Origin of the sequence: Dolichospermum sp. UHCC 0315A, from assembly GCF_008121535.1 — a bacterium.
Lineage (GTDB): Bacteria > Cyanobacteriota > Cyanobacteriia > Cyanobacteriales > Nostocaceae > Dolichospermum > Dolichospermum lemmermannii.
The window spans coordinates 436440-459146 of the sequence record NZ_CP043056.1 but is presented as its reverse complement, the minus strand read 5'-3'; the positions used below and the strand labels follow the sequence as shown (position 1 = coordinate 459146).

Below are 22707 nucleotides of genomic sequence, written 5' to 3'. Positions count from 1 at the left end.
AAATTAAATTATTTTTCTTCGATAGTTGCTTCCGCCTGATGGACTAAATTGCGGAGATTTTCTAAAGTTTGTATACTTACATCCTGCCATAACCCGCGCTGATTTGCTTCTAGTAGTCTTTCCGCAATATCGCGCAATGCCCAAGGATTTTTATCTTGGATAAATTCACAAACGGCAGCATCTTCTAAATATGCTTCAACAACACCTTGATACATATAATCTTCGACACATTGGGCGGTAGCATCGTAAGCGAAGAGAAAATCTACGGTTGCAGCCATTTCAAATGCACCTTTATAACCATGACGCATAACTCCAGCTATCCATTTAGGATTAACCACGCGAGAACGATAAACCCTGGCAATTTCTGAACTAAGTTGACGGACTTTGGGCTGGGATGTGTTGGAATTATCACCAAAATAAGTTTCAGGATTTTTACCTTGAAGAGAACGCACCGCTGCGGTTAAACCACCCTGAAATTGATAATAATCGTCGGAATCGAGTAAATCATGTTCTCGATTGTCTTGATTATGCAGGACAATTTGCATTTGCTTCAAGCGTTGTTCAAAAGCTTCCACATTATTGCTCCCTGTTTCCTGACTAGAGGAGTAGGCGTAAGCACTCCAATTTGTGTAAGCTTGGGCTAAGTCCTGATCATTTTCCCAGTTTTGGGAGGCCATTAGTCCTTGGAGTCCTGCACCATAAGCCCCTGGTTTTGAACCAAAAACGCGATATTGCGATCGCTCGGCTGCTACTTCTAAAGATAAACCTTCTTGAGTCCATTGTTCAGTTTCTTTGCGAACTGTATCTGCTAGAGGATTTTGATCTGCTGGTTCATCTAAAGCCGAAACCGCTTTCACAGCTTGATCAAATAAGGTGATTAAATTAGGAAAAGCATCCCGGAAAAAGCCAGAAATTCTCAGGGTGACATCCACACGGGGACGACCGACAATTGATAAAGGCAAAATCTCAAAATCTACTACTCGTCGCGCTGCACCATCCCAAACAGGTTGAACACCAAGTAAAGCTAAAGCTTCGGCTATATCATCACCACCAGTCCGCATGGTAGCTGTCCCCCACAGGGATAAACCCAGGGTTTTGGGATATTCTCCATGTTCTTGGGTGTAGGTTTCAATCAGGGTTTCAGCGGCTTTTCTGCCAATATCCCAGGCGGTTTCTGTGGGTATGGCGCGAATATCAACGGCGTAAAAGTTTTTACCTGTGGGCAGGACTTCGGGGCGGCCGCGGGTGGGTGCGCCAGAAGCACCGCTCTTGACGTATTTGCCATCAAGTCCCCGTAATAGGTTGGTGGTTTCTTCGCTGGTTTTTCGCAGGGCTGGGAGGAGTTTGTCGCTTATCCAATTTTGGGTTTCTGTTCCCTCGATTATTTGTTCTACTAAGTGGGCTGCTTCTATTTCTAGGAGTTCGATGACATCGCCGATGATATGACAGGATTTAAGTTTCGCGCAAAGGCGCAAAGGAGCAAAGTGGGTTATCGGTGGGGTGAAGGGGGTTGAGAAGTTGTCTGTGAGGGGGTCTATGTCTATTTGCCATTGTTTGGCGATCGCTCTGGTAATGCCGATATAATGGCGGTTGGGGATGCGGGCGATCGCTACTATTAAGTCTCGCAGTTGTGTTCCTTGGGGACATTGGCCGAATATGTGTAGGCCGTCACGGATTTGGGCTTCTTTGAGTTCGCACAAGTAACCGTCTAGGGAATTTAAGATGAGGGTTTCAAAGTTGGTGATGTCTTTGGGGTTGGTAATTCCTAAGTCTTTATATAGGTTTTCTTTGATGACTAATTCTTGAATACGATCTCGTATTGTTGGTAAACGGGAAGGATCTAAACTTTCGGCTTCGTAATATTCATCAATTAGGTTTTCTACTTGTTGCAATGGTCCATATAATTGGGCGCGGGTCATTGGTGGGGTTAAATGATCAATTATTACGGCTTGGGCGCGTCTTTTTGCCTGTGAACCTTCTCCTGGATCATTAACAATAAATGGATATAAATGCGGCATTGGTCCCAAGGCAATTTCTGGATAACAAGTATTAGATAAAGCGACACTTTTTCCTGGTAGCCATTCTAAGTTGCCATGTTTGCCAACATGAACTATGGCATCAGCATGAAAAGATTCTCGTACCCAATAATAAAAGGCTAAATAATTATGTGTTGGTTCTAAATCTGGCGCATGATAATTTAAACTAGGGTCGAGATCATAACCTCTTGATGGTTGAATGCCTACGAAAACGTTACCAAATTGAATTCCAGAAATGGGAAATGGTGATTGGTGATTGGTGATTGGTGATTGGGAACAATATTCTCCCCAACGTTCGATAATTTGTTTTTGAATGTTTATAGGTAGGGTAGAAAAATATTTTTCATATTCTGCTGTTGACAAACTTTGGTTGATTGGTTTCCAGTCTTTTCCTTCTGGATCATTGGTAACGCTAGATGTGAGAATTTGAATTAATTCGTCTCCCGTTTCGGGAATACTTCGACTTCGCTCAGTACCAGTAGTTCCCAGTTCATAACCAGCTAATTTTAAAGCCTTGAGAATTTCTACACAACTAGCAGGAGTGTCCAATCCTACGCCATTGGCAAGGCGGCCGTTGGTGTTGGGGTAATTTGCTAAAATTAGAGCTATGCGGCGTTCTTGGGGCTGTTTTACCCGCAATCGTACCCAGTTTGCAGCCAGTTGGGCGACAAATTCAATGCGATCGCTCACAGGTTCATAAATTACGACATCGGTTTCTAGTTTATGATTCCGAGTTTGCAAAGTTTTGAAAGACACAGCCCGGCTAATAATTCGCCCGTCTACTTCTGGTAATGCCACATTTATCGCCATATCACGGGGTGTTAAACCTTGCGATTGTGATTCCCATTGTTCAACAGAACTAGCGGAAAGAATTACTTGTAAAACAGGTACATTTAATTTTTCCCAAAGTTCAGTTTGTGGTGTTTCTGTTTCTAAACTTGCTAGGGAAAAACTAGTAGTATTCATCAACAAGCTAACATGATTATTATTTTCTTCTGCAAACAATTCACATAACTTATCGCTGACACCAGGTTCACGTAATGAAGAAACAAAAACAGGTACAGGTTGTAAATTTTTCTCTATTAAAGCATTACATAAAGCATCAATAACTTTGGTATTTCCTGCTAAATAATGAGCGCGATAAAACAAAATCCCAACTTTAGGCTGATTCTTTCTTTCTTCTTCTTTCTTCTCCTGACTCCTCTCATACAATCCCACACGGGCAACAGATTGGGGTGCTGGTGGATTAAATGCTGTTGATAGGACTGTATCCGTGATAAATTGCAAAGCGTTGAGGAAATTTTCTATGCCACCTTCTTGAAAGTATTGCCAAATTTTCTGAACAATTTTTTCAGAAACTGTAGATTTGGAAATAAGATCAGGATCAAATCCGTCATCCCCTGGCATCACAATCAAAGTTGTGCCATTACGTTGTACAATTTCCTGGACTACTTCTAAACCATAAGCCCAGTAGGAACTTCCTCCTATGAGACGAAGCACAATTATTTGGGCAGATTCTAAAACTTGCTCACCATAAGCATCTATACTTATTTGTTGCTGTAGTTGTAATAAGTTGGCTACTCGAAGTTCAGGGAATTCTCTAGGTAATTTAGGAACTACAGCCGCTAGGGTTTGAATGTCAGTATCGGCTGCTGTAATCAACACGAAAGGGGCAGGAGTTTGTTCGAGGAAAAATAAACCTTCCGACTGATTTAATCCGCCTGGTGTGGCGCTGATTCTGTGCATAGTTGGTAATTAATAATGGAAATTTTGAATTTAAAACTTTGGCTTTTTTACGTTAGCATTAAATGAGGCAATAAATAAATTCATTGTCAGGTCACAGATGCTATAATTGCATTATTCTGTGAAGAATTAGGAATTAAACCGCCGTTTTAATGGAGGATTTTATGCAAGTTAAAATTGAGTTACCTGATGAGTTGGGAAAACAACTTTTGGAAATGCCTGATATGCAGCTATTAGTACAGAAAGCTGTGGAAAACATATTATTAGAAGAGCAAAGCAGACGAGCCACCCATGATTTATTAGTTGAACAGAGAGAATTGTTACACCAAACTAGCAATGATGAAATTTTGCCAATTACGCGATCGCTAGTTGGTATATTGAAAGGTTATCATGTTGATGTAGCAGACTATAAAAAACATTTAGAGGAGAAGTATCTTTGAAAATTGTATTTGATACCAATATTGTTCTTGATATTTTGCTAGAGCGTGAGCCTTTCGTTAGCTTCTCTATTAATTTATTTAATGCTGTTGAGCAGCAAATTATTCAAGGTTATCTTTGTGCGACAACGATAACTACGATTGATTATTTGTTAACTAAATCAATAGGAAAGCAGTCAGCCAAGGTTTCTATTAATCAATTGCTTAATTTATTTGCGATTGCAGAGGTTAATGATGTGATATTGAAAGCGGCGATAAATTCAGATTTTTCTGATTTTGAGGATGCTGTTTTATATCATTCAGGCATTTATGCGGGTGTTGATGGTTTTGTAACTCGAAATAGCAAGGATTTTAAAACTGCTAGTTTGCCTATTTATAGTCCAACTGAATTACTAAGCATTATTCAAGAAATAAAGCATGACTGACAGTATTTTATTACAACTTTTAGACAATATCAAACATGACTAATTTACCAAAAGGATTAATCGTTTCCTGTCAAGCGCCTGTAAACTCCCCATTACATGATCCTTATATCATTGCCGCAATGGCACAAGCAGCAGTTAATAATGGGGCTGTAGCCGTGAGAATTGACACTCCCAGTCATATTCAAGCTGTGCGGGAAAAAGTCCAAGTGCCGATTATTGGCCTGTGGAAACAAATAATCACAGGTTGTGATGTTTATATTACACCACAGTTTCATCATGCTGTGGCCGTAGCTGAAGCAGGTGCAGATATTATTGCTATAGATGCTACTACGAGAAATCGTCCCGGTGATGAAAAGTTAGCAGATATTATTACTCTGATTCATCAGCAATTAAATCAGCCAGTTATGGCAGATGTAGATACCTATGAAGCTGCACAATTAGCTGTAAATGCAGGTGCAGATATTGTGGGAACTACTCTATTTGGCTATACTGCCCAAACTAAAAATTTCTCTCCTCCTGGTTGGGAATTACTCACCCAAATCATCGAAAATCTCAATACTTTTGTGATTTGTGAAGGTGGTGTTTCTTCCCCAGAAATGGCTAAGAAAGCTTTAGATTTGGGGGCTAATGCTGTGGTTGTGGGTGGGGCAATTACCGGAATTGATTTGTTAGTTAAAGCTTATATTTCTACATTAGAAAATTAAACTTACAGCACTTCCCGGTGTTATGAGGTACATATCTAGCGGGCAAGACTTGTACTGAGCTTGCGATGCCCTGAGCCTGTCGAAGGGTCGAAGTATGCCCGCACTACAAGAGTTTCATGATTCAACTTTGTACCTCATAAGAGCGGAAACTGCTGTATCTGTAAGAGTTTAGCAATGTTCATTGGTGTCAATTTAAGCTCAAATCTTTACCATATCTCGTTCCTAGACTCTGACTAGGAATGCAGTTGATGAGGCTCTGCCTCTAATCTTATTGAAGGCAGAGCCTTCTAGCCCACATTCCCAGCCAGAGACTGGGAACGAGATAATACTTTATTAGTCCGTTTTAACGGACTTTAGCTATGAGACAGGGAATAAATTCCCTGGCGTGTCTGGTTTCATCTCTATTTCATCTAAGGTTGGCATCCTTAGAGATGAACAGTATTTGGTTATTAATGATGGTTACTTGCTCCCCAGAACTAACCCTGAAAACTAGCTTACCAGCATCACCGCTATTTACCACGGTGACAGAAGCATTAGGTAAAGTTCCCATTGTCCGATTAAATCGAATTCACCCCACTTGTGAAGATCATCATTTATATCTCAAATTGGAATCTTGTAATCCCGGTGGCAGTATTAAGGAAAAAAATGCGGCTTATCTGGTGAATGAAGCCGAAAAACAAGGTTTATTGCGAACAGGTGGAACAATTGTTGAATCTAGTTCTGGCAACTTTGGGATTGGGTTAGCAATTGTAGGCGCAACTAAGGGATACAGGGTGATGATTGTGATTGATGCCAAAACCCCTGTAACAATGCGAAGAATGCTTACTGCTTATGGTGCAGAATTGGTAGAAGTGCCTTTGAGTGAGGCTGATAGTCAGGGTTCAATGCAGGTAGCAAGAATGGCAAAAGCCCAGGAATTAGCCGCAAATATTGCTGGTGCTTGGTATCCTTGTCAACATAAAAATCCTAGCAATACTGATGCCCATGAACTGTGGACAGCGCGGGAAATTGAAGCTGCTTTTGGCGGTGCGCCGGATGCTATAGTGATTGGAGTCAGTACAGCCGGACAGTTAGGCGGTATCAGTCGCTATTTTAAACGGTATTATCCCCAAACAAGAATTATCGGTGTAGATGTGGCAGGATCGGCAATTTTTGGGACTCCCAGACACCCCTATAAGATGACTGGACTGGGTTTATCTTTCGTTCCCCCCAATTTTGAACCGCAAATGTTAGACGCGGCTTATAGCGTGGATGATGGTTTGGCGTTTTCTGTTTGTCATGGTTTGGCTAAACAGGAAGGTATGCTTTTAGGTGCTTCCACTGGTGCAATTGTGGCTGCTGCTTTAGCTGATACTCAAAGATTTACTACACCTCAAACTATGTTACTACTTAACCCTGACCGGGGCGATAGGTATTTAGAAACAGTTTACAATGCCGATTGGTTAACAGCACAAAATATCAACATCCTTCAACATTCCCATCTCACCGCAGCAATTACTAATCTTCTACCTGTACCATTGGATATTGTCGGTAGGAGTCAAGAGTGATCAAGATAATTTTCTCACGCAAAGGCGCAAAGGCGCAAAGGGTAAGAGTTTAAAAGTTAGATTTTTGCGCTTTTTGCACACATAGCTTCGTGATGATATGAAATTACAAGAATCTCAATCTAAATCAGTTAGTTTAGGGACGTTATGGCGGGAATTTTTGCCTTTATCCCTCAGTGATGTAACTATGGCCTGTGGTGATCCGATGATGACTACTACCTTAGCTTATCTTCCTGATGCTCAAAATAACTTAGCGGCTGTAGGTATTGCTAAATCTTTGGCGATATTTTTTGAAAGTCCAATTATTATGATTTTGCACGCTGCTAATGCTTTAGCTGGTTCTCAAGATTCACGCAAGGCATTATGGCGATTTACATTATTGGTAGGTGGAGGATTAACTTTTTTATTAAGTTTGTTGGGACTACCGATCATATTTAATTTTGTCGGTGTGAGTCTGTTGGGCATACCATCTGCCATGTTAGCTACAGTTAGTCAAGTATTATTACTAATGGGCGGTTGGCCATTTGCGATCGCTTGGCGGCGTTATTTTCAAGGACTATTAATTTATCATGGTCAGTCCGGTGCTGTGGCTAAAGCTAGTATTTGCAGGTTATTGACTTTAGCAGTAATCCTCACATTCGGGTTTTTCTACCAAATATCTGGGGGCGTAATTGCTGGCTTGGGACTTATGGGCGGGGTGATAGTCGAGGCTATCGTTGTGACAATTTTTGCCCGTCGCAGTGGGGCAATTTTACCACCACAAATAGAACAACCTAATTTACCCCGCAATTTAACGCAGGTATGGAAATTCTATTTACCCTTAGCTAATTCGATGATGGTGGTTTGGGGCGGAAGGGCGATATTAATCAGCATTCTTGCCCGCGCTGAAGATGCGACAATTGCCATTGCAGCTTGGTCCGCGGCTTGGGGGTTAGTGCTGGTAATTGCCAATTCTACCCGGATGGTACAGCAAATGGTGATTAAATATCGCCATCAAGTGAGCGATCGCCAACTGCTGACTTTTGCTATCAGCGTAGGTGCTGCTTGTTCGACTGTACTATTATTAATAAGTTTAACACCCATAGGCGATCGCATTGTCCAAAGTTTTATCGGCAATGATCTTACCTTAGCTAAAAGTATTAAACCTGTACTTTTGATTTGTGCAATTGTGCCATTATTTGTGGCCTTACAGAATGCAATTCAGGGGTTTTTAGTGAGTGAAAATCGTACAGGTCATGTGAATCTATCTACATGGTTAGGAACAGGAACTTTATTGATAATTACCACTTTTGCTATTAACAAAGGTATGAATGGCGCAATGGCCGCTGCTATTGCCATGATTACATCTATGTTAGTTGAAATTAGCTGTTTACTTTGGAAAAGAGTGGCAAAATCACAGTAAATGTACTGCCATTATTTACATCACTTTGTACTTCTAATTTGCCTTTGTGATTTTGGACAATTGCTAAAGCGATCGCTAAACCTAATCCAGATCCTCCTGTATGACGAGAACGATCTGCATGAACTCGATAAAAGCGATTAAAAATGTGGGGAATATCTGAAGTAGGAATACCAATACCTGTATCCTTTATAGTAATTAAACCTTGATGATCATTAGTTGTCAGATTAATTATTACTTCCCCAGATTCAGGAGTGTATTTAATAGCATTGCTAACTAAATTCAACAACATTCGATAAATTTGACCTTCATTACCTTGAATATAGAAATAAGATTCAATCGGAATATTACTAGATAATAAAACTTGGGCATTCATGGCTACTGGCATTAATTCTTCTTCCACATCTGCCACTAAATCATTTAAACAAATTTCCTGCCATTTTGCTTCTTGTAAACCACTTTCTACCCTAGACAATAATAATAAATCCTGGGTTAAAATTACTAATCTTTTGATTTGTCTCTCCAAAGCTTTCTGAGTTTCTGGGTTAATTGAATTTGTTTCGACAATTGTTTGTAAAGATGTAATCGGAGTTCTTAACTCATGTGCCGCGTCAGCCGTAAATTTTTGTAATTGCTGATAGGATTTTTCAATTGGTCGCATAGCTAAACCTGCTAACCACCAACCAGCACCACCAATTAAAATCATAGAAAAGGGAACACCCAATCCTAATAACCAATGTAGACTATTCATATAGTCATTTAATCGTTGTATAGATCGCCCTACTTGTAAGTATCCCCACAATTGATTCCCCTTGATTTTTAAGGGCATTAAATGTAAATGATATAGTTCACCATTGCGATTTTGAATATCGTAAGAATGATGAATTTGTAGATTAGGGGGAAACTCATCGGGATTATTACCAATAGCTGCAATTACTTCTCCTGATAGTGTTAAAAACCGGAGATAATATCCTTCTGATAATAAACCCAGTAACTCTGATTCTGATTTAATTGGTAAACAAGGTTGTTGTTTAAAACAAATTCCTGGTAAAGATTTCTGAGTCGTAATAGATAATTCTCCAGGAACTTTTAACTCTGTCTTTAATTTATCCTCAAATACCTTGCCAAAAACTTCTAACTCTCGATCAACTGTGCGAGTAAAAGCTTGAATCATCACAATATGAGCAACATAACCACATATTAATAAAGTTGCACCCATAAAACCAGCATAGGTAATAGCTAATTTTAACCGAGAATTATTAAAGATTGAGTTATTCATCCGATTTGATATTTTGTAAATAGAAGATCCCCGACTTCTTTTTTATCTTGTTAATAAATGATCAATTAATGTCAGAAGTCGGGGATCTCAACCCTGGTAACACACCATCTATTATCCACAAAAACGATAACCAAAACCTCGCATAGTTTCAATGGCTTTAGGAAAACCACATTCTAATAATTTGCGTCTTAGTAATCTCACTTGTGCAGCCACAACATTACTCACTGTATCACTTTCAAAATCCCACAATCTAGCGCGAATTTGTTCATGAGTTAGGATTTGTTGAGGATGCTGCATTAAATATTCTAGTAGTTGAAATTCTTTGGCTGTAAGGATAATTGGTAAAGAAGGTTCTAATCCTAAATTCACAACTGAAAAATTACTATAATCTAACATTAATGAACCTATTTGTAATTGCGGTGGTTGGAAATTTGGTAATCTTCTTTGTAATGCCCTTACCCGTGCCAATAATTCTGCCATCCCAAAAGGTTTAACAAGATAATCATCTGCACCCGCATCTAAACCCGTAACCCGATCATTCATGCTATCTCTAGCTGTTAATAGCATAATTGGTAATTGATTTTTTTGTGATCTTAATCTTTTACATAATTCCAATCCTGATAACTTGGGTAACATCCAATCTAAAATCGCAATTTCATATCTTTGTGGTACTGTATTCAGATAATCCCAAGCCGTTTGTCCATCTTCAACCCAATCTACTATATAATCACGCTGGGTAAGAGCATGATGAATACTAGTTCCTAAATCATGTTCATCTTCAACTAATAATAACCGCATATATAAAAGGTATATTTAATAATACTAATTATTAGGGTGAATCAGATATGAAACTTTATCAAATTTACCTCAATTATCGAGTCGAAAACACCCTAAAATTTTCGAGTCCGGTTTTCACAATGTTTTACAGAGGCTGGGACTTATACCAATTTTGATACCATTGTTCCATCTGCCTAATTTCCGCTGTTTGACTTTTAATGATAGACTTGGCTAAATTACGGATTTGTGGTTTGGTAGTTTTTTTAGCAATCATCTGTGACATTTGTACAGCCATCCGATGATGAGGAATCATTTGACGAATAAATTCTTTGTCAAAATCTGGTGCATTTTTTAATGTTTCTAAATCCATATTCATGCACTGCATTTTGCAATTCATCGGCATTTTCATCATGTCTGGGTTCATCTGTTGTCCCATATTTCCATGATTTGCCATCATTCCTTGATCAGTCATAGCCATTACAGGTACTTCTTTACCGTACCATTTCTTATACCAGGTTCGCAGTTGTTCAATTTCGCTGGTTTGATCTTTTTTAATAGCAACCGCGAGGTTCTTAATTTCTGGATGTTGTGCGCGAGTGAATGCGATATCAGCCATTTCTACTGCTTGCTGATGGTGTGGAATCATCATTTCGATAAAATGCTGATCTGTTTGCATCATCATCCCTTTTTTGGGGGGATTAGCTTGTTTAGATGAATGATGAGAATTGTGTTCAGAATTGGGACTTTGTGCTTGTGTGTTACTGACGAGTAATAATCCACTCACAGCACTACTACTTACTAACCCAATCAAACCATAAATTAAATTTTTGCTTTTCATAACTTGTTTTTCTTTGAGAATATGAAGATTTAATAGTAAAAGTCATCAAACCTAACTATTGCAAATACTTTCACCCACTTATGTGTTTAACTGTAATTATAGCTTTTCATGGCAGTATGAAATCAAGATGAAATGTTTTGTGATATTAACATTTCTTAATAAAACAAACATCTATCAAATTTCAGCGGTTAAAAATTATCATTTCATTACCCACCACTGGACTCCGGGCAATTATTTTCTTTTGAGAATCAACAATTTCTAAATGGATAAAATTCAGTTCTTGAGAACGTTGTAATATTTCCGCAGCTAGTTTATCCTGTTGGGATTTTTCCAGATCATACCAAATATCACTAATTTTCACAGTTAAATCGCTGGTACGGAAATTAGCTTGAAGAGGTTTTATGAGTTGAGAAATAATATTTTTGTCTTTGGTATTCTTCACGGAAATGCTAATATCTGAAAACTGATTTTCAATTGCTGCTAGTAAAGTTTGTTCAGGTGTTAATTCTCTAACTGGGGTTGGAGTCGGTTCTGGTTCTCTAACTGGGGTTGGAGTCGGTTCTGGTTCTCTAACTGGGGTTGGAGTCGGTTCTGGTTCTCTAACTGGGGTTAGTGTGTTAATTTCCTCTACTGGGGGGACAGTTGCAACTTCAGCAGATTTAGGAATAAATGTAAATGTACTTATCCCTATTGTCACCACAAAAATTACAGCAAAAATTCCTGTCAGCACCGTATCTGACACATTGTTAGATATATTTGATGGTAAAAATAAGCGGAATGTCCTTAAAAATCCATCCCAACGCGATAAAAAATGAGTTTTTTTCTGACTATTAGCAGGTGTTTCTGTCTCCAGTTTCACTACTGTAGTTTCTAAAACACCAATTGTTCCCCGCAAAACTTGGATAATTGTCGTTTTCCAAATTGGTTGATTTTTTTGATAAAGTATAGCTGCGGGTTCATTTCTTGGTTTTCTACGTTTTTCTCCTGACATGGAACTTTTACCCAAATTAGCGAATCAAAAACAGAGAAAACATACAGCAGATTTCGCTCTAATGAGGTACAAACTTGAATTATGAAACTCTTGTAGTGCGGGCATCTTGCCCGCTACATAAGTACCTCATAACACCGGAAAGTGCTGTATTTTGACTATAATCATCTATTGTGCCATTTAATGAATTATGAATATTAGCCGTCGTCAATTTTTGTTTTTAAGTGGAATCAGCACCATAGGATCTGGATTTTTGGGTGGGAAATTATTAAATACAAATTCTCTCATAGAATCAGCAGCAGCTAACCCACTTAAAAAAGACTTATTATTGCGTTTTGTCTCCGTTGCTGATACGGGAACTGGCACAAAAGGACAATATGCTGTAGCTAATGCTATGAATTTTTATCATCAGCAAAATCCTTATAATTTGGTGATTTTAGCTGGTGATAATATCTATAATAATGGGGAAATTGAGAAAATAAATGAGGTTTTTGAACGTCCCTATCAAGCTTTACTAAAAAATGGTGTCAAGTTTCATGCTTGTTTAGGTAATCATGATATTCGCACTGATAATGGCGTTCCCCAAGTTAAATACCCTGGTTTTAATATGCAGGGACGTTATTACACATTTAGTCAAAATAAAGTTCAGTTTTTTGCTTTAGATACTAATGGTAATGCTGATTGGAAAAATCAATTAATTTGGTTAGATCAAGAATTAAGTCAGAGTAAAGCCCCTTGGAAAGTTGTTTTTGGTCATCATCCTATTTATTCATCTGGTCATTATGGGAATAATAAAAGTTTTATTAAAACCTTTACTCCTTTGTTTAAAAAATACAATGTTCAGCTTTATATCAATGGCCATGAACATAATTATGAACGCACTCGCGCTATTGACGGAACTACCTATTTAATCTGTGGCGCTGGTGCAGGTAATCGTCCGGTTGGCCGTTCTCAATGGACAGAATATTCAACCAGTGATTTGAGTTTTGCAGCCTATGATGTGTACGCAGATAGAATGGAAGTGAGTGGTATTGATACTAAAAATAGAATTTTTGATCGAGGTATAATTAACTTAAAAAGTGTTTAATGAAAGGAGTCAGGAGTCAGGAGTCAGGAGTTAGAAAGAAGAAAGAAAAGAAGTATAATCAAAAAACTTTTCCTTCCCCTGTTTCCTGTTCCCTGTTCCCTATTCCCTGCTATTTAGTAATGGTTGAGGTTGATTCCTGCTTCTTTTGCCATTGCGTCTAAACCTTTGAATTCTAAGGTTTTGATAGCTTTGGTGGAAAGTTTCAATTTTACCCAACGGTTACCAGCAGCCCACCAAACCCGCTTGTTTTGCAGATTAACGTGTTGTAGACGGTTGGTGTGACGGTTGGAGTGGGAAACGGAACAAGCGTTATTGGCTTTTTTACCAGTTAGTTGACAACGACGGGACATAATAAGTATCTCCTAGAGTGTTATTTAAAGACAACCTTCCTATTATATCTGCAAACCAGGCTAGATGACTGGAAAACATTGGCAAAGGCAAGAACCAAAATATAAGCCCGTGTAGAGACGTTCCATGGAACGTCTCTACTACAACATTTACCAGCAGATGTTTATTTGCTGGCTTGTTCTGTTAGCTTGGTGAGTACGTCATTAGAACGTTCGACAAAGGATTTCATCCCGTCTGCATCAAAGCCTTTTTGCGATATAAGTGCCAAATCATAAACGTGCTGACACATCATATTAACTAATTGACTGGAGGGGGATTCACCATCACCCTGAATAATACTACCTTGACTGAGATTAACCAAGTTTTGAATTAACGGGTGAGCAGTATTTACTAGTAAAATATGTTCTTCGGGAAATTCAGCGTTTTGTTGCTGCATCATAGCACTCATTTCTCGCATCCGCCGGAGAAATTCGGGTAATAATACCATTGCTGGTGGTGTTCCTTGAGGGTCGTCTGATTTCAAGGACTCGGTGCGGATGTTGAGTTTTGGCTTGTTGAGGGCTTTCTCAAATAGTTCTTTAATGACTTCTCCTTTGGTCTTGTTGGTGGTGGGGTCAACAATTTCGCCAGTTTTGTCATCGAGGAGGGTATTATCGAGGTCAGAGTCTACCCGTGTAAATTTAACATCCCGATATTCTTGTTCTAGGAAGTTAATGAAGTGGGTATCAATGAAGGAGTCCATAAAGAGGACTTCTAAACCTTGATTTTTGTGCAGTTCTATGTATGTCGATTGAGTAGCTGCATCGGTGCTGTAGAATACCTTGTTTTCGTGACGTTCTTTGTTCCGTTCTAGGTATTCTTTGAGGGTGGTGTAGGGGATGCTAGTCGCGTTTGCTGGGGTAACATCTTGCCACGCATCACCATCGGTAGATTGAACTTCAACGGCTGCGGTGTCGGCTACAGGGGCTTCTAATTTGGCTGTGCTACGGAAGATGATGATGTCTTCAACTTGTTTTTTGAATTTATCATCGTTGAGAACGCCAAATTTCACGAATGTTCCCAAGTCTTTCCAGGCTGTTACGTATTGTTCGCGGTTATCGCGGTATAATTCTTTGAGTCTATCGCCGACTTTTTTGGCGATATAATCTCCTATTCTCTTAATAGTGCGATCGCCTTGTAATGCACTCCGAGAAACGTTCAAAGGTATATCAGTGCTATCAATCACGCCCCGCATGGGCATCAAAAACTGGGGAATAATTTCCTCACAGTTATCACTGACAAACACCTGATTGCAGAATAATTTAATTTGTCCTTTGGTAACATCTACATCAGGACGCATTTTCGGGAAATACAAAATCCCGTTAATCACAAAGGGATAATCTGTATTCAAATGCACCCACAGCAAGGGTTCTTCTTGGAAAGGATACAAATAGCGGTAAAACTCTAAATAATCTTCCTCTGTAAGATTACTGGGAGATTCACGCCATGCAGCTTTTTGTTTATTTAAAACTTCCCCATCCATTTTAATGGGAACTGACATGAAATCGCAGTAAGTCTTGACAAGATTCCTAATTCGTGCGGGTTCGAGAAACTCCTCTTCTTCTCCTTCCAATGTGAGAATAATCGTAGTTCCGCGAGTGGTGCGAGGAGATTCATCTAAAACAAACTTAGGTGAACCATCACAAGTCCAACGCACAGCTTGTGCGCCTTCTTGATAAGAAAGAGTATCAATTTCTACTTGCTTCGCTACCATGAAAGAAGAGTAGAAACCTAAACCGAAATGACCGATAATAGGTTGATCTGCCTTACCTTCATACTTGTGAATAAATTCTTCAGCACTAGAGAAAGCAACTTGGTTAATATATTTTTTGACTTCCTCTGCTGTCATGCCAATGCCATTATCAGTAATGGAGAGGATTTTGTTGTCTTTATCAATGCTAATGGTAATTTCTGGTTCGCCAATTTCCCCATTGTATTCCCCAGCGCGGGATACCATGTTTAACTTTTGGATAGCGTCTACCCCGTTGGATACCAGTTCCCGCAAGAAGATTTGATGGTCTGAGTAGAGAGACTTCTTGATAATCGGGAAAATATTATCGGTATGAATACTGATATTGCCTTGTTCTAGCATAGTTATCCGTCGGTTTTACTTGCAGATATATTTTATGAAAATCATTTTTCCGTGATTTTATCCTTTTTGGGGTCAGGAATACCTCTTCATTATGATTCGGATTACACTACCATGTTGGGGATTGGGGACTGGGGAATGGGGACTGGGAAGAGAATTTTAGGTAAAAAGTTGTAGCAAACTTATTTGCTAAATTTAAGTAATTATGATGCAATGGGTATATTCGACCATTTAAAACTCATAGTGAAAAAACAATGACAGATCCATTTACAGTTATAACGGCAAGCACTATCGCAAACCTAGCTTTCCAAGAATTTATTAAATCAGGATCTGGGGAACTTGCCAAGAAATTTACCACAGAAGCGATCGCTAAAATGGACGAACTGCGGAAAACTATTTTAAATAAGTTGCGGGGTACATCTCCAAAGGTTGATGAAGCATTGACTAAAGTTGAGAAAGGAGATAGCGCAGCTTTACCAACTATTACTAAATATCTGGATGTCGTTATGGAAGAGGACAGCGATTTTGCAGAACAGATAAAAAATATTGCACATCAAATCAATATTGGCAAAATCCAGGATAACAGCAGTATGACACAAAACAATTCTGACAATGCTAGAGGCTGGCAAACTAAAGTAGAAGGAGGCACAGCTTACATTGGGGAAATTCATATCAATGATCCAAAATAAGATCAAAGACATCTCCAACAAAGAATGTAGAGACGTTCCATGGAACGTCTCTACAAGGGTTCTGAATCAAACATATTTAATTTTTGGAAATATTTAAAAGACTCCTAACAGGAATAATTTGAAATGAAAATAGTAATAGAACAACTATGTCAGATGGCTGTTAAGTTAATTCAGAGTCATCCTCAAGCAAGTCCTGAACAGTTAGCAAAAGATTTGCAGCAAGCTTTCAAAGATGATTCAGAATTAGCAGCAAGTTTTCGTCAAAGCAATTATGGCAATGCTAAAGGCTTTCAAACGTTAGTTACAGGTGGTACAGCCTATATTGGTGATAATTTTCATGTTGATAAAAAAACCTTACAAGCTGTTTTAGAAATTTTCTTACAAAAATACTTTCCTCAACCTCCAAAACAACTACAAGGAAACCCCTTCACACCACCCAAACCCCGTGAGGGTGGACTGTTTGGACGCGAAGAGGAATTAGAAAACCTCCATCAATTATTGCAAAGTGGTAAAAACGTTTGTGTTGTTTCTGGAATGGGAGGAATTGGTAAAACTGGACTGGTGCGAGAATATGCAAATTTACCAGAATGTACATCATTATTTACTGGTGGAGTTTATTATATTGATGTCAGAGATAGGGAAAATATGGCTGGGGAAATTATCGCTTTGACTAAATGGAAATTTAAAGCAGATTTACCAGCAAATTTATCTACTCTACAAATGGTAAAGGCTTGTTGGCAACAATGGAAATATCAAACAGAAAATGTATTATTGATTTTTGATGATATATCTAGTTTAAATAAAGATATCGAATCCTATTTACCACCAAAGGATTTAGTTTCTCTGCGAGTATTAATGACTTCGCGGGAAACACCAGATAAACGCATTGCGGAAAAGTTAGAATTACAAGTTTTGTCAGAAGCAGCAGCAGTAGATTTATTAGCTGCAATTATTGGACAAGAAAGAATTGATGCAGAACCAAAAGAAGCTAAACTACTTTGTTATGAGTTGGGATATTTGCCTTTAGCTTTAGAATTGGTAGGATATTATTTAGATGATGAAGACTATCAGGATCTATCACTATTAGCAATGCGTGGTAAGTTGCAAGAAAAAATTAAACATCCTTCACTGTCACCAGAAGACGTACCAGGAGGAATGCAAGCACAAAAAGGTTTACAAGCCGCATTTGATTTAAGTTGGGAGAAATTAAAACCAGAAGCACAATATCTCGCTTGTGTTTTAGCTGCTTTTGCACCTTCTCCTATTCATTGGGATTTGGTTGTTAGAATTTATCAACAGTTGCAAAGTGAATCATTTAATCATGATGATTTAAAAGACTTTTGGTTAAAATCTTTAAGAAAACTGCATTTGGTGATAACTGTTGACAAAGATATTTATAATTTACATCTGTTAATTCATGATTATTTTTATGAACAGTTAAAACAGCATTTGAACTTTAGCCAAATTAAACAAGCATTTTGTGATGTTTTTGCTGATATTGCTAGTAATATTAATCAATCAACTAATCTGGCAACATTCAATTTGATTGAACCACATCTCAAACAGATGATTGCTTGGTGTGCAAGTAATGAAGATAATGAATTTGCTTCCAGTTTAAATGGTTTAGCATTCCTGTATTATTCTCAAGGACGTTACAATGATGCTGAACCTCTTTATTTGCAATCTTTAGATATCTGGAAACGCCAATTAGGTGATGATCATCCCGATGTTGCTTCCAGTTTGAATAATTTGGCAGGATTGTACAGGTCGCAAGGACGTTACAATGATGCTGAACCTCTTTATTTGCAATCTTTAGATATCAGAAAACGCCAATTAGGTGATGATCATCCCGATGTAGCTACCAGTCTGAATAATTTGGCATTATTGTACAGGTTACAAGGACGTTACAACGATGCTGAACCTCTTTATTTGCAATCTTTAGATATCAGAAAACGCCAATTAGGTGATGATCATCCCGATGTAGCTACCAGTCTGAATAATTTGGCATTATTGTATAAAAAGCAAGGACGTTACAATGATGCTGAACCTCTTTATTTGCAATCTTTAGATATCAGTAAACGCCAATTAGGTGATGATCATCCCGATGTAGCTACCAGTCTGAATAATTTGGCATTATTGTATGAATCTCAAGGACGTTACAATGATGCTGAACCTGTTTATTTGCAATCTTTAGATATCAGAAAACACCAATTAGGTAATGATCATCCCGATGTTGCTTCCAGTTTGAATAATTTGGCAGGATTGTATGAATCTCAAGGACGTTACAATGATGCTGAACCTGTTTATTTGCAATCTTTAGATATCAGAAAACACCAATTAGGTAATGATCATCCCGATGTTGCTTCCAGTTTGAATAATTTGGCAGGATTGTATGAATCTCAAGGTAAATATTCAGAAGCTGAAAATTTAGCTAAACAAGCATTGGTAATATATCAAAACAGATTAGGTAATGAACATCCTGATACACAAAACGTAGCAGTTGGTGTAAAGTTATTTTATGTAATGGGACTTTTACATTGTAATAAAGAAACTTTGGTTGGTATTATTCAAGCACTTGCACAACAAGCAAACTTTCTCGCATTTAATAAAGAAACAGCGTTAACCTTACTAGAAATGATAGAAAGCAATCCTGAGTTATTGTCATCTATTCGAGAGTTTTCGCAACAGCAAACAGAAGCATCTGATGGCAATACATAAAAACAGGTTTGTGATGCAATCATAAAACTGTCTGAATCAGGATATCCAGGATTATAGGATTTACAGGATTACAAGTGTCAAAATACTTGGTAAATTACTAAAATCCTGAATAAGCTTATGCTTGAGTTAAATAAATATAGACGAAATAACCCTTTGCTCCTTTGCGACTTTGCGCGAAAAAAACCATCAACCAATACACCAAAACAATAAAACATTAACTCCCGAAAAAAGGTAATAAACCTATTGACATCTCATTTAAAATATGTTATCCTGAACTTGATAAGGAACAACCATCTCGCAAATAAACAAAATAACCCTTTGCTCCTTTGCGACTTTGCGCGAAAAAAATCATCAACCAATACACCAAAACAATAAAACATTAACTCCCGAAAAAAGATATAAAACCTATTGACATCTCATTTAAAATATGTTATCCTCAACTTGATAAGGAAGAACTATCTTAAATAATTTTTAAAATGAAGTAGTATAAAAATCATTAAGATTCCAAAATTTCCACTAAAATTCGTAATAAATCCTCCAAGTCAGCCGGAACACGATATAAATCAAGGTCTTGAGTTACTGTACGAGACAGACGATCAAATTGCCCAAACTGCCAAATATTGCCTGTAGAAACTGCACCGTGTAAAATATTCTTGTCTGATTCAATCCATTGATCAAGAGCAATTAGTTCAATTGCTAATTGCAAAAAACCTTTTTCTAAGTCTTCATTTTTAGCTTCAACAACTAGAAAAACTTGGCAATTTTGCATTAAATAATCTAAAGAACCTTTTAATTGATTATTAACAACAATCGGATATTCAATATTAAGCGTAGCTTGAGTATAGTGCAGTACGTCCGTTAAAACTGGAGCAATAAGAAATTCCCTTCTGGCCATTTCACTAGTCAAACTAAGACGAGGTAAAACTTCTTCAATACGTGCTTTTAGATCAGTTAAACGATCAAAAGTATGAGTAGATTGAGGTAATTTTAAAGAGCGACGTTGAAGAGAAACATTAAAATAAGCTAAAATATCTTGTGGAGCAAAGTTAAGTTTAAAATAATCAGCAAAAGTATAAGACTGTTCTGGATTAATGATGTTTGTTTTTGGCATTTTATTTTTAGTACCTGTTTATTGTATAGTAATTTAAGGATTGTTTTTATTTGTAGTCTTACTTAATTATAGTTTTTATTTTATGATTTAATACCTGTTATTGTAAACTTAATCAACAAAATCTATCTTCAGAATCTAAATAGAACCAATTGTGACCCGCTTTATCCATGACCAATTCGCCAAAGACTATTTAGAAGAACTACTAAAACCCTTTGGACAAGTTGAAGCATCCAGCCATTTAGCTGGAGAAATCAGGGAAATAGATGTATTATTTTCCCCCGTCAGCACACAAACCGCCGACATCGAAATATTAGGATTGTTAGGTAAACTAGCAGCTACACCTGCTATCTTTGAACCCTTTCGCAATCCAGCAAGCAAAGAAGAAATCTGTGATTGTTTGTTAAAATCATTAGAAGTGAGAGGTGCATTACAACGAGAAGCAAAACGGAATAAAAACCCCATAGCTACCATAGAAACACCTAGACTATGGGTTCTGACACCAACAGCATCACAAACCCTATTATCGGGCTTTAGAGCCATAGAAAACCCCAATTGGCCAGCAGGAATCTACTTTTTAGCAGATTACTTGAATACAGCCATTGTCGCCATTCATCAATTACCACGTACACCCGAAACCCTATGGTTAAGACTATTAGGACGGGAAACAGTACAAAAAAGAGCAATTGATGAATTAGAAACATTACCAACTAATTACCCATTCCAATAAGCAACGTTAGAATTGCTTTACAACCTCCAACAGACTTTACAGATCAATAAAAGTTCAGAACCAGAAGATAAGGAGTTAATTATGCGGTTAGCACCATTTTATCAACGAGATAAAGAACAAGCTAGACTAGAAGGAGAACAAAAAGGAGAAGAACGTCTAGTTTTACGGCTAATAAATCGCCGATTTGGTGAAATTAAATTATCATTAATCGAGCAAATTCAATTATTGTCTATAGAACAACTGGAAAATTTAGCAGATGCTTTGTTAGATTTTTCACAGGTTGCTGATTTAGAAACTTGGTTAAAGCAACAGAAACCACAAGAAACAGATAGCTGATGACTTAATGTTAGCAATGCTAAAAAGATTAAATTGTAATTTTAAACCATTGTCATTTATTCTTTAAGCATTGCATAAAAAACAAAAATATTAGATATCAATACATAAGCATTGTTTAGCAATCCAAATCTACTCAAATAAAAAATCTAAATAACGTCTTGCCATAAATAAACATTGTATAGTAAACTGATACAAATATTTTTAACAACAAAGTTATCATGCCAGCACCAGATACTACCCGCCGCATCACCCCTAGCAACCTCCAGCAAGATATAGATTCTTACAACGGACTCAAAGCCGTCTCCGGTTATACCACTGCTCGCGTAGCAGCTACACCGGAAGCATTACAAAAAGCTTATGCAGAAATGGTGACAAGACAACAAGAAGAAACCGAAAAACAAGCATTATTTAAAGCCTCCGCAGACGCAGCCAAACAAGCAGAATGGGAGTTCCATAATGCTGTTTTAGCCATGAAAGAAGCAGTAAAAGGTCAATTCGGGTCAGATAGTGATGCAGCCCAAGCAGTAGGTTTCAAGAAGAAATCAGAACGGAAACGTCCCACCAAAAAGAAAACCGAGTAAATAAATAAGGATATTCTCATGATCTTATACCATTTCTTTATGAAGCTGCGTTGAATTTTGTAACCTTGTCTTTTCCTCCTCTGTGTTCTCTGTGCCTCTGTGGTTCGTTCCTTTCTAAATTTGGGGCATCTTTATACAGAATTGGTATTAGACAAGCGATCGCACTCATATTTTTTCTAAGATCAAAAAGTAGTGATATGGGAAAGTAGGATCAACATATTCTTCCCTCACTATCAAACCAGCTTTAGCAACAGATTCCAAAAACCGCTTTTTGGGATATCCTTTCAATCCCAATTCCCAATAATGTTCATCACAAAGTGGTGTTGTACTCCAAAATTGGGGAATTTCCCAGAGTAAATGTCTGGCTTTAAGTAGAAAAGAAGTTTTGATTTGCAATGACAGATATTGAGTAGTATTGGGAATCGAAATCACCAAATATTTCTTAGTAACTGCGGCGAGTTTTTGCAATGCTAATTCAGATTTTTCGTAAGGGAAATGTTCTAATACCTGAAACAGAACAATTGCATCAAACTTATCTTTTGGTAGTATAAAGTCCGCCGTCAAATCCAAGATTATATCTGGTTTGAGACTAGGATCAATATCCGCAGTAGTTACATTATAATGACTTTGTCGGAGTATTTCTGTAAGCAAAGAATTAAAAATACCAATTTCTAGAACATTTTTAACCTGACTACCCAAGGAAAACAATAACCGCGACTGATGATGATAACTAATAAATCTTTCCTTAGAAAGATATTGCGAACTTGTAATCCCTAAAGAAGAAATCAATTCCATAGAAAGCCCCCTATTTA

General features: G+C 37.7%; 18 protein-coding genes and 1 pseudogene. 10 read left to right on the top strand and 9 right to left on the bottom strand.

Annotation, left to right across the window (positions count from 1 at the left end; all coding sequences use genetic code 11):
- Positions 1-8: 8 nt before the first annotated feature.
- A complete protein-coding gene (gene cobN / locus BMF77_RS02175; protein ID WP_148760295.1) occupies positions 9-3782 on the bottom strand; it encodes a cobaltochelatase subunit CobN in 3774 nt (1257 codons plus the stop codon).
- A gap of 161 nt (positions 3783-3943) precedes the next feature.
- Here cobN and BMF77_RS02170 point away from each other — a divergent pair, with 161 nt between their 5' ends.
- From BMF77_RS02170 to BMF77_RS02150, 5 genes are all read left to right on the top strand, one after another.
- Entirely contained in the window at positions 3944-4219 is a 276-nt protein-coding gene (locus BMF77_RS02170) for a hypothetical protein (protein ID WP_148760293.1), read from the top strand.
- Complete coding sequence (locus BMF77_RS02165) at positions 4216-4641, top strand: PIN domain-containing protein (RefSeq protein WP_148760291.1); 426 nt, start codon at positions 4216-4218, stop codon at positions 4639-4641. The genes BMF77_RS02170 and BMF77_RS02165 overlap by 4 nt, the downstream gene beginning before the upstream one ends.
- 35 nt (positions 4642-4676) lie before the next feature.
- Positions 4677-5345 carry an N-acetylmannosamine-6-phosphate 2-epimerase gene (locus BMF77_RS02160; protein ID WP_148760289.1) on the top strand — a complete coding sequence of 223 codons (669 nt, stop codon included), beginning with the start codon at positions 4677-4679 and terminating at the stop codon, positions 5343-5345.
- A 455-nt stretch (positions 5346-5800) separates the two neighbouring features.
- Entirely contained in the window at positions 5801-6892 is a 1092-nt protein-coding gene (locus BMF77_RS02155; RefSeq protein WP_148766745.1) for a cysteine synthase family protein, read from the top strand.
- A gap of 97 nt (positions 6893-6989) precedes the next feature.
- Positions 6990-8291, top strand: a complete 1302-nt coding sequence (locus tag BMF77_RS02150) for a hypothetical protein (protein ID WP_148760287.1) — start codon at positions 6990-6992, stop codon at positions 8289-8291.
- Here BMF77_RS02150 and rppB read toward each other — a convergent pair.
- The 4 genes from rppB to BMF77_RS02130 form a co-directional block, all read right to left on the bottom strand.
- The gene (gene rppB / locus BMF77_RS02145; RefSeq protein ID WP_148760285.1) at positions 8251-9567 is read right to left on the bottom strand and encodes a two-component system sensor histidine kinase RppB; all 1317 of its coding nucleotides are present in this window, start codon (positions 9565-9567) and stop codon (positions 8251-8253) included. The two genes, BMF77_RS02150 and rppB, sit on opposite strands and share 41 nt — an antisense overlap.
- Positions 9568-9678: 111 nt before the next feature.
- Positions 9679-10365, bottom strand: coding sequence for a two-component system response regulator RppA (gene rppA, locus BMF77_RS02140; RefSeq protein WP_148760283.1), 687 nt, complete (start codon positions 10363-10365; stop codon positions 9679-9681).
- Between the two features lie 124 nt (positions 10366-10489).
- Positions 10490-11182, bottom strand: a complete 693-nt coding sequence (locus tag BMF77_RS02135) for a DUF305 domain-containing protein (RefSeq protein ID WP_148760281.1) — start codon at positions 11180-11182, stop codon at positions 10490-10492.
- Positions 11183-11363: 181 nt separating this feature from the next.
- Positions 11364-12173 carry a hypothetical protein gene (locus BMF77_RS02130; RefSeq protein ID WP_148760279.1) on the bottom strand — a complete coding sequence of 270 codons (810 nt, stop codon included), beginning with the start codon at positions 12171-12173 and terminating at the stop codon, positions 11364-11366.
- 187 nt (positions 12174-12360) lie between these two features.
- Between BMF77_RS02130 and BMF77_RS02125 the strand changes: the two genes are divergently transcribed.
- Positions 12361-13257 (top strand): metallophosphoesterase, encoded by an 897-nt coding sequence (locus BMF77_RS02125; protein ID WP_148760276.1) that lies wholly within the window; start codon positions 12361-12363, stop codon positions 13255-13257.
- A 113-nt stretch (positions 13258-13370) separates the two neighbouring features.
- Here BMF77_RS02125 and rpmB read toward each other — a convergent pair whose 3' ends face one another.
- Together rpmB and htpG are read right to left on the bottom strand one after the other, a co-directional pair.
- Positions 13371-13607, bottom strand: a complete 237-nt coding sequence (gene rpmB, locus BMF77_RS02120; protein ID WP_015080243.1) for a 50S ribosomal protein L28 — start codon at positions 13605-13607, stop codon at positions 13371-13373.
- Positions 13608-13768: 161 nt separating this feature from the next.
- Entirely contained in the window at positions 13769-15736 is a 1968-nt protein-coding gene (gene htpG, locus BMF77_RS02115; protein WP_148760274.1) for a molecular chaperone HtpG, read from the bottom strand.
- Between the two features lie 251 nt (positions 15737-15987).
- Here htpG and BMF77_RS02110 point away from each other — a divergent pair, with 251 nt between their 5' ends.
- Together BMF77_RS02110 and BMF77_RS02105 are read left to right on the top strand one after the other, a co-directional pair.
- On the top strand, positions 15988-16422 hold the full coding sequence (locus tag BMF77_RS02110) for a hypothetical protein (RefSeq protein WP_148760272.1): 435 nt from the start codon (positions 15988-15990) through the stop codon (positions 16420-16422).
- Between the two features lie 123 nt (positions 16423-16545).
- On the top strand, positions 16546-19140 hold the full coding sequence (locus BMF77_RS02105; protein ID WP_148760270.1) for a tetratricopeptide repeat protein: 2595 nt from the start codon (positions 16546-16548) through the stop codon (positions 19138-19140).
- A 496-nt stretch (positions 19141-19636) separates the two neighbouring features.
- Here BMF77_RS02105 and BMF77_RS02100 read toward each other — a convergent pair whose 3' ends face one another.
- A complete protein-coding gene (locus BMF77_RS02100; RefSeq protein ID WP_148760268.1) occupies positions 19637-20251 on the bottom strand; it encodes a hypothetical protein in 615 nt (204 codons plus the stop codon).
- Between the two features lie 151 nt (positions 20252-20402).
- Between BMF77_RS02100 and BMF77_RS02095 the strand changes: the two are divergent.
- Positions 20403-21314: pseudogene (locus BMF77_RS02095) on the top strand (DUF4351 domain-containing protein).
- Positions 21315-21532: 218 nt separating this feature from the next.
- Entirely contained in the window at positions 21533-21895 is a 363-nt protein-coding gene (locus BMF77_RS02090) for a hypothetical protein (protein WP_148760266.1), read from the top strand.
- A 165-nt stretch (positions 21896-22060) separates the two neighbouring features.
- Here BMF77_RS02090 and BMF77_RS02085 read toward each other — a convergent pair whose 3' ends face one another.
- Complete coding sequence (locus BMF77_RS02085) at positions 22061-22690, bottom strand: methyltransferase domain-containing protein (protein WP_148760264.1); 630 nt, start codon at positions 22688-22690, stop codon at positions 22061-22063.
- Between the last annotated feature and the right edge of the window lie 17 nt (positions 22691-22707).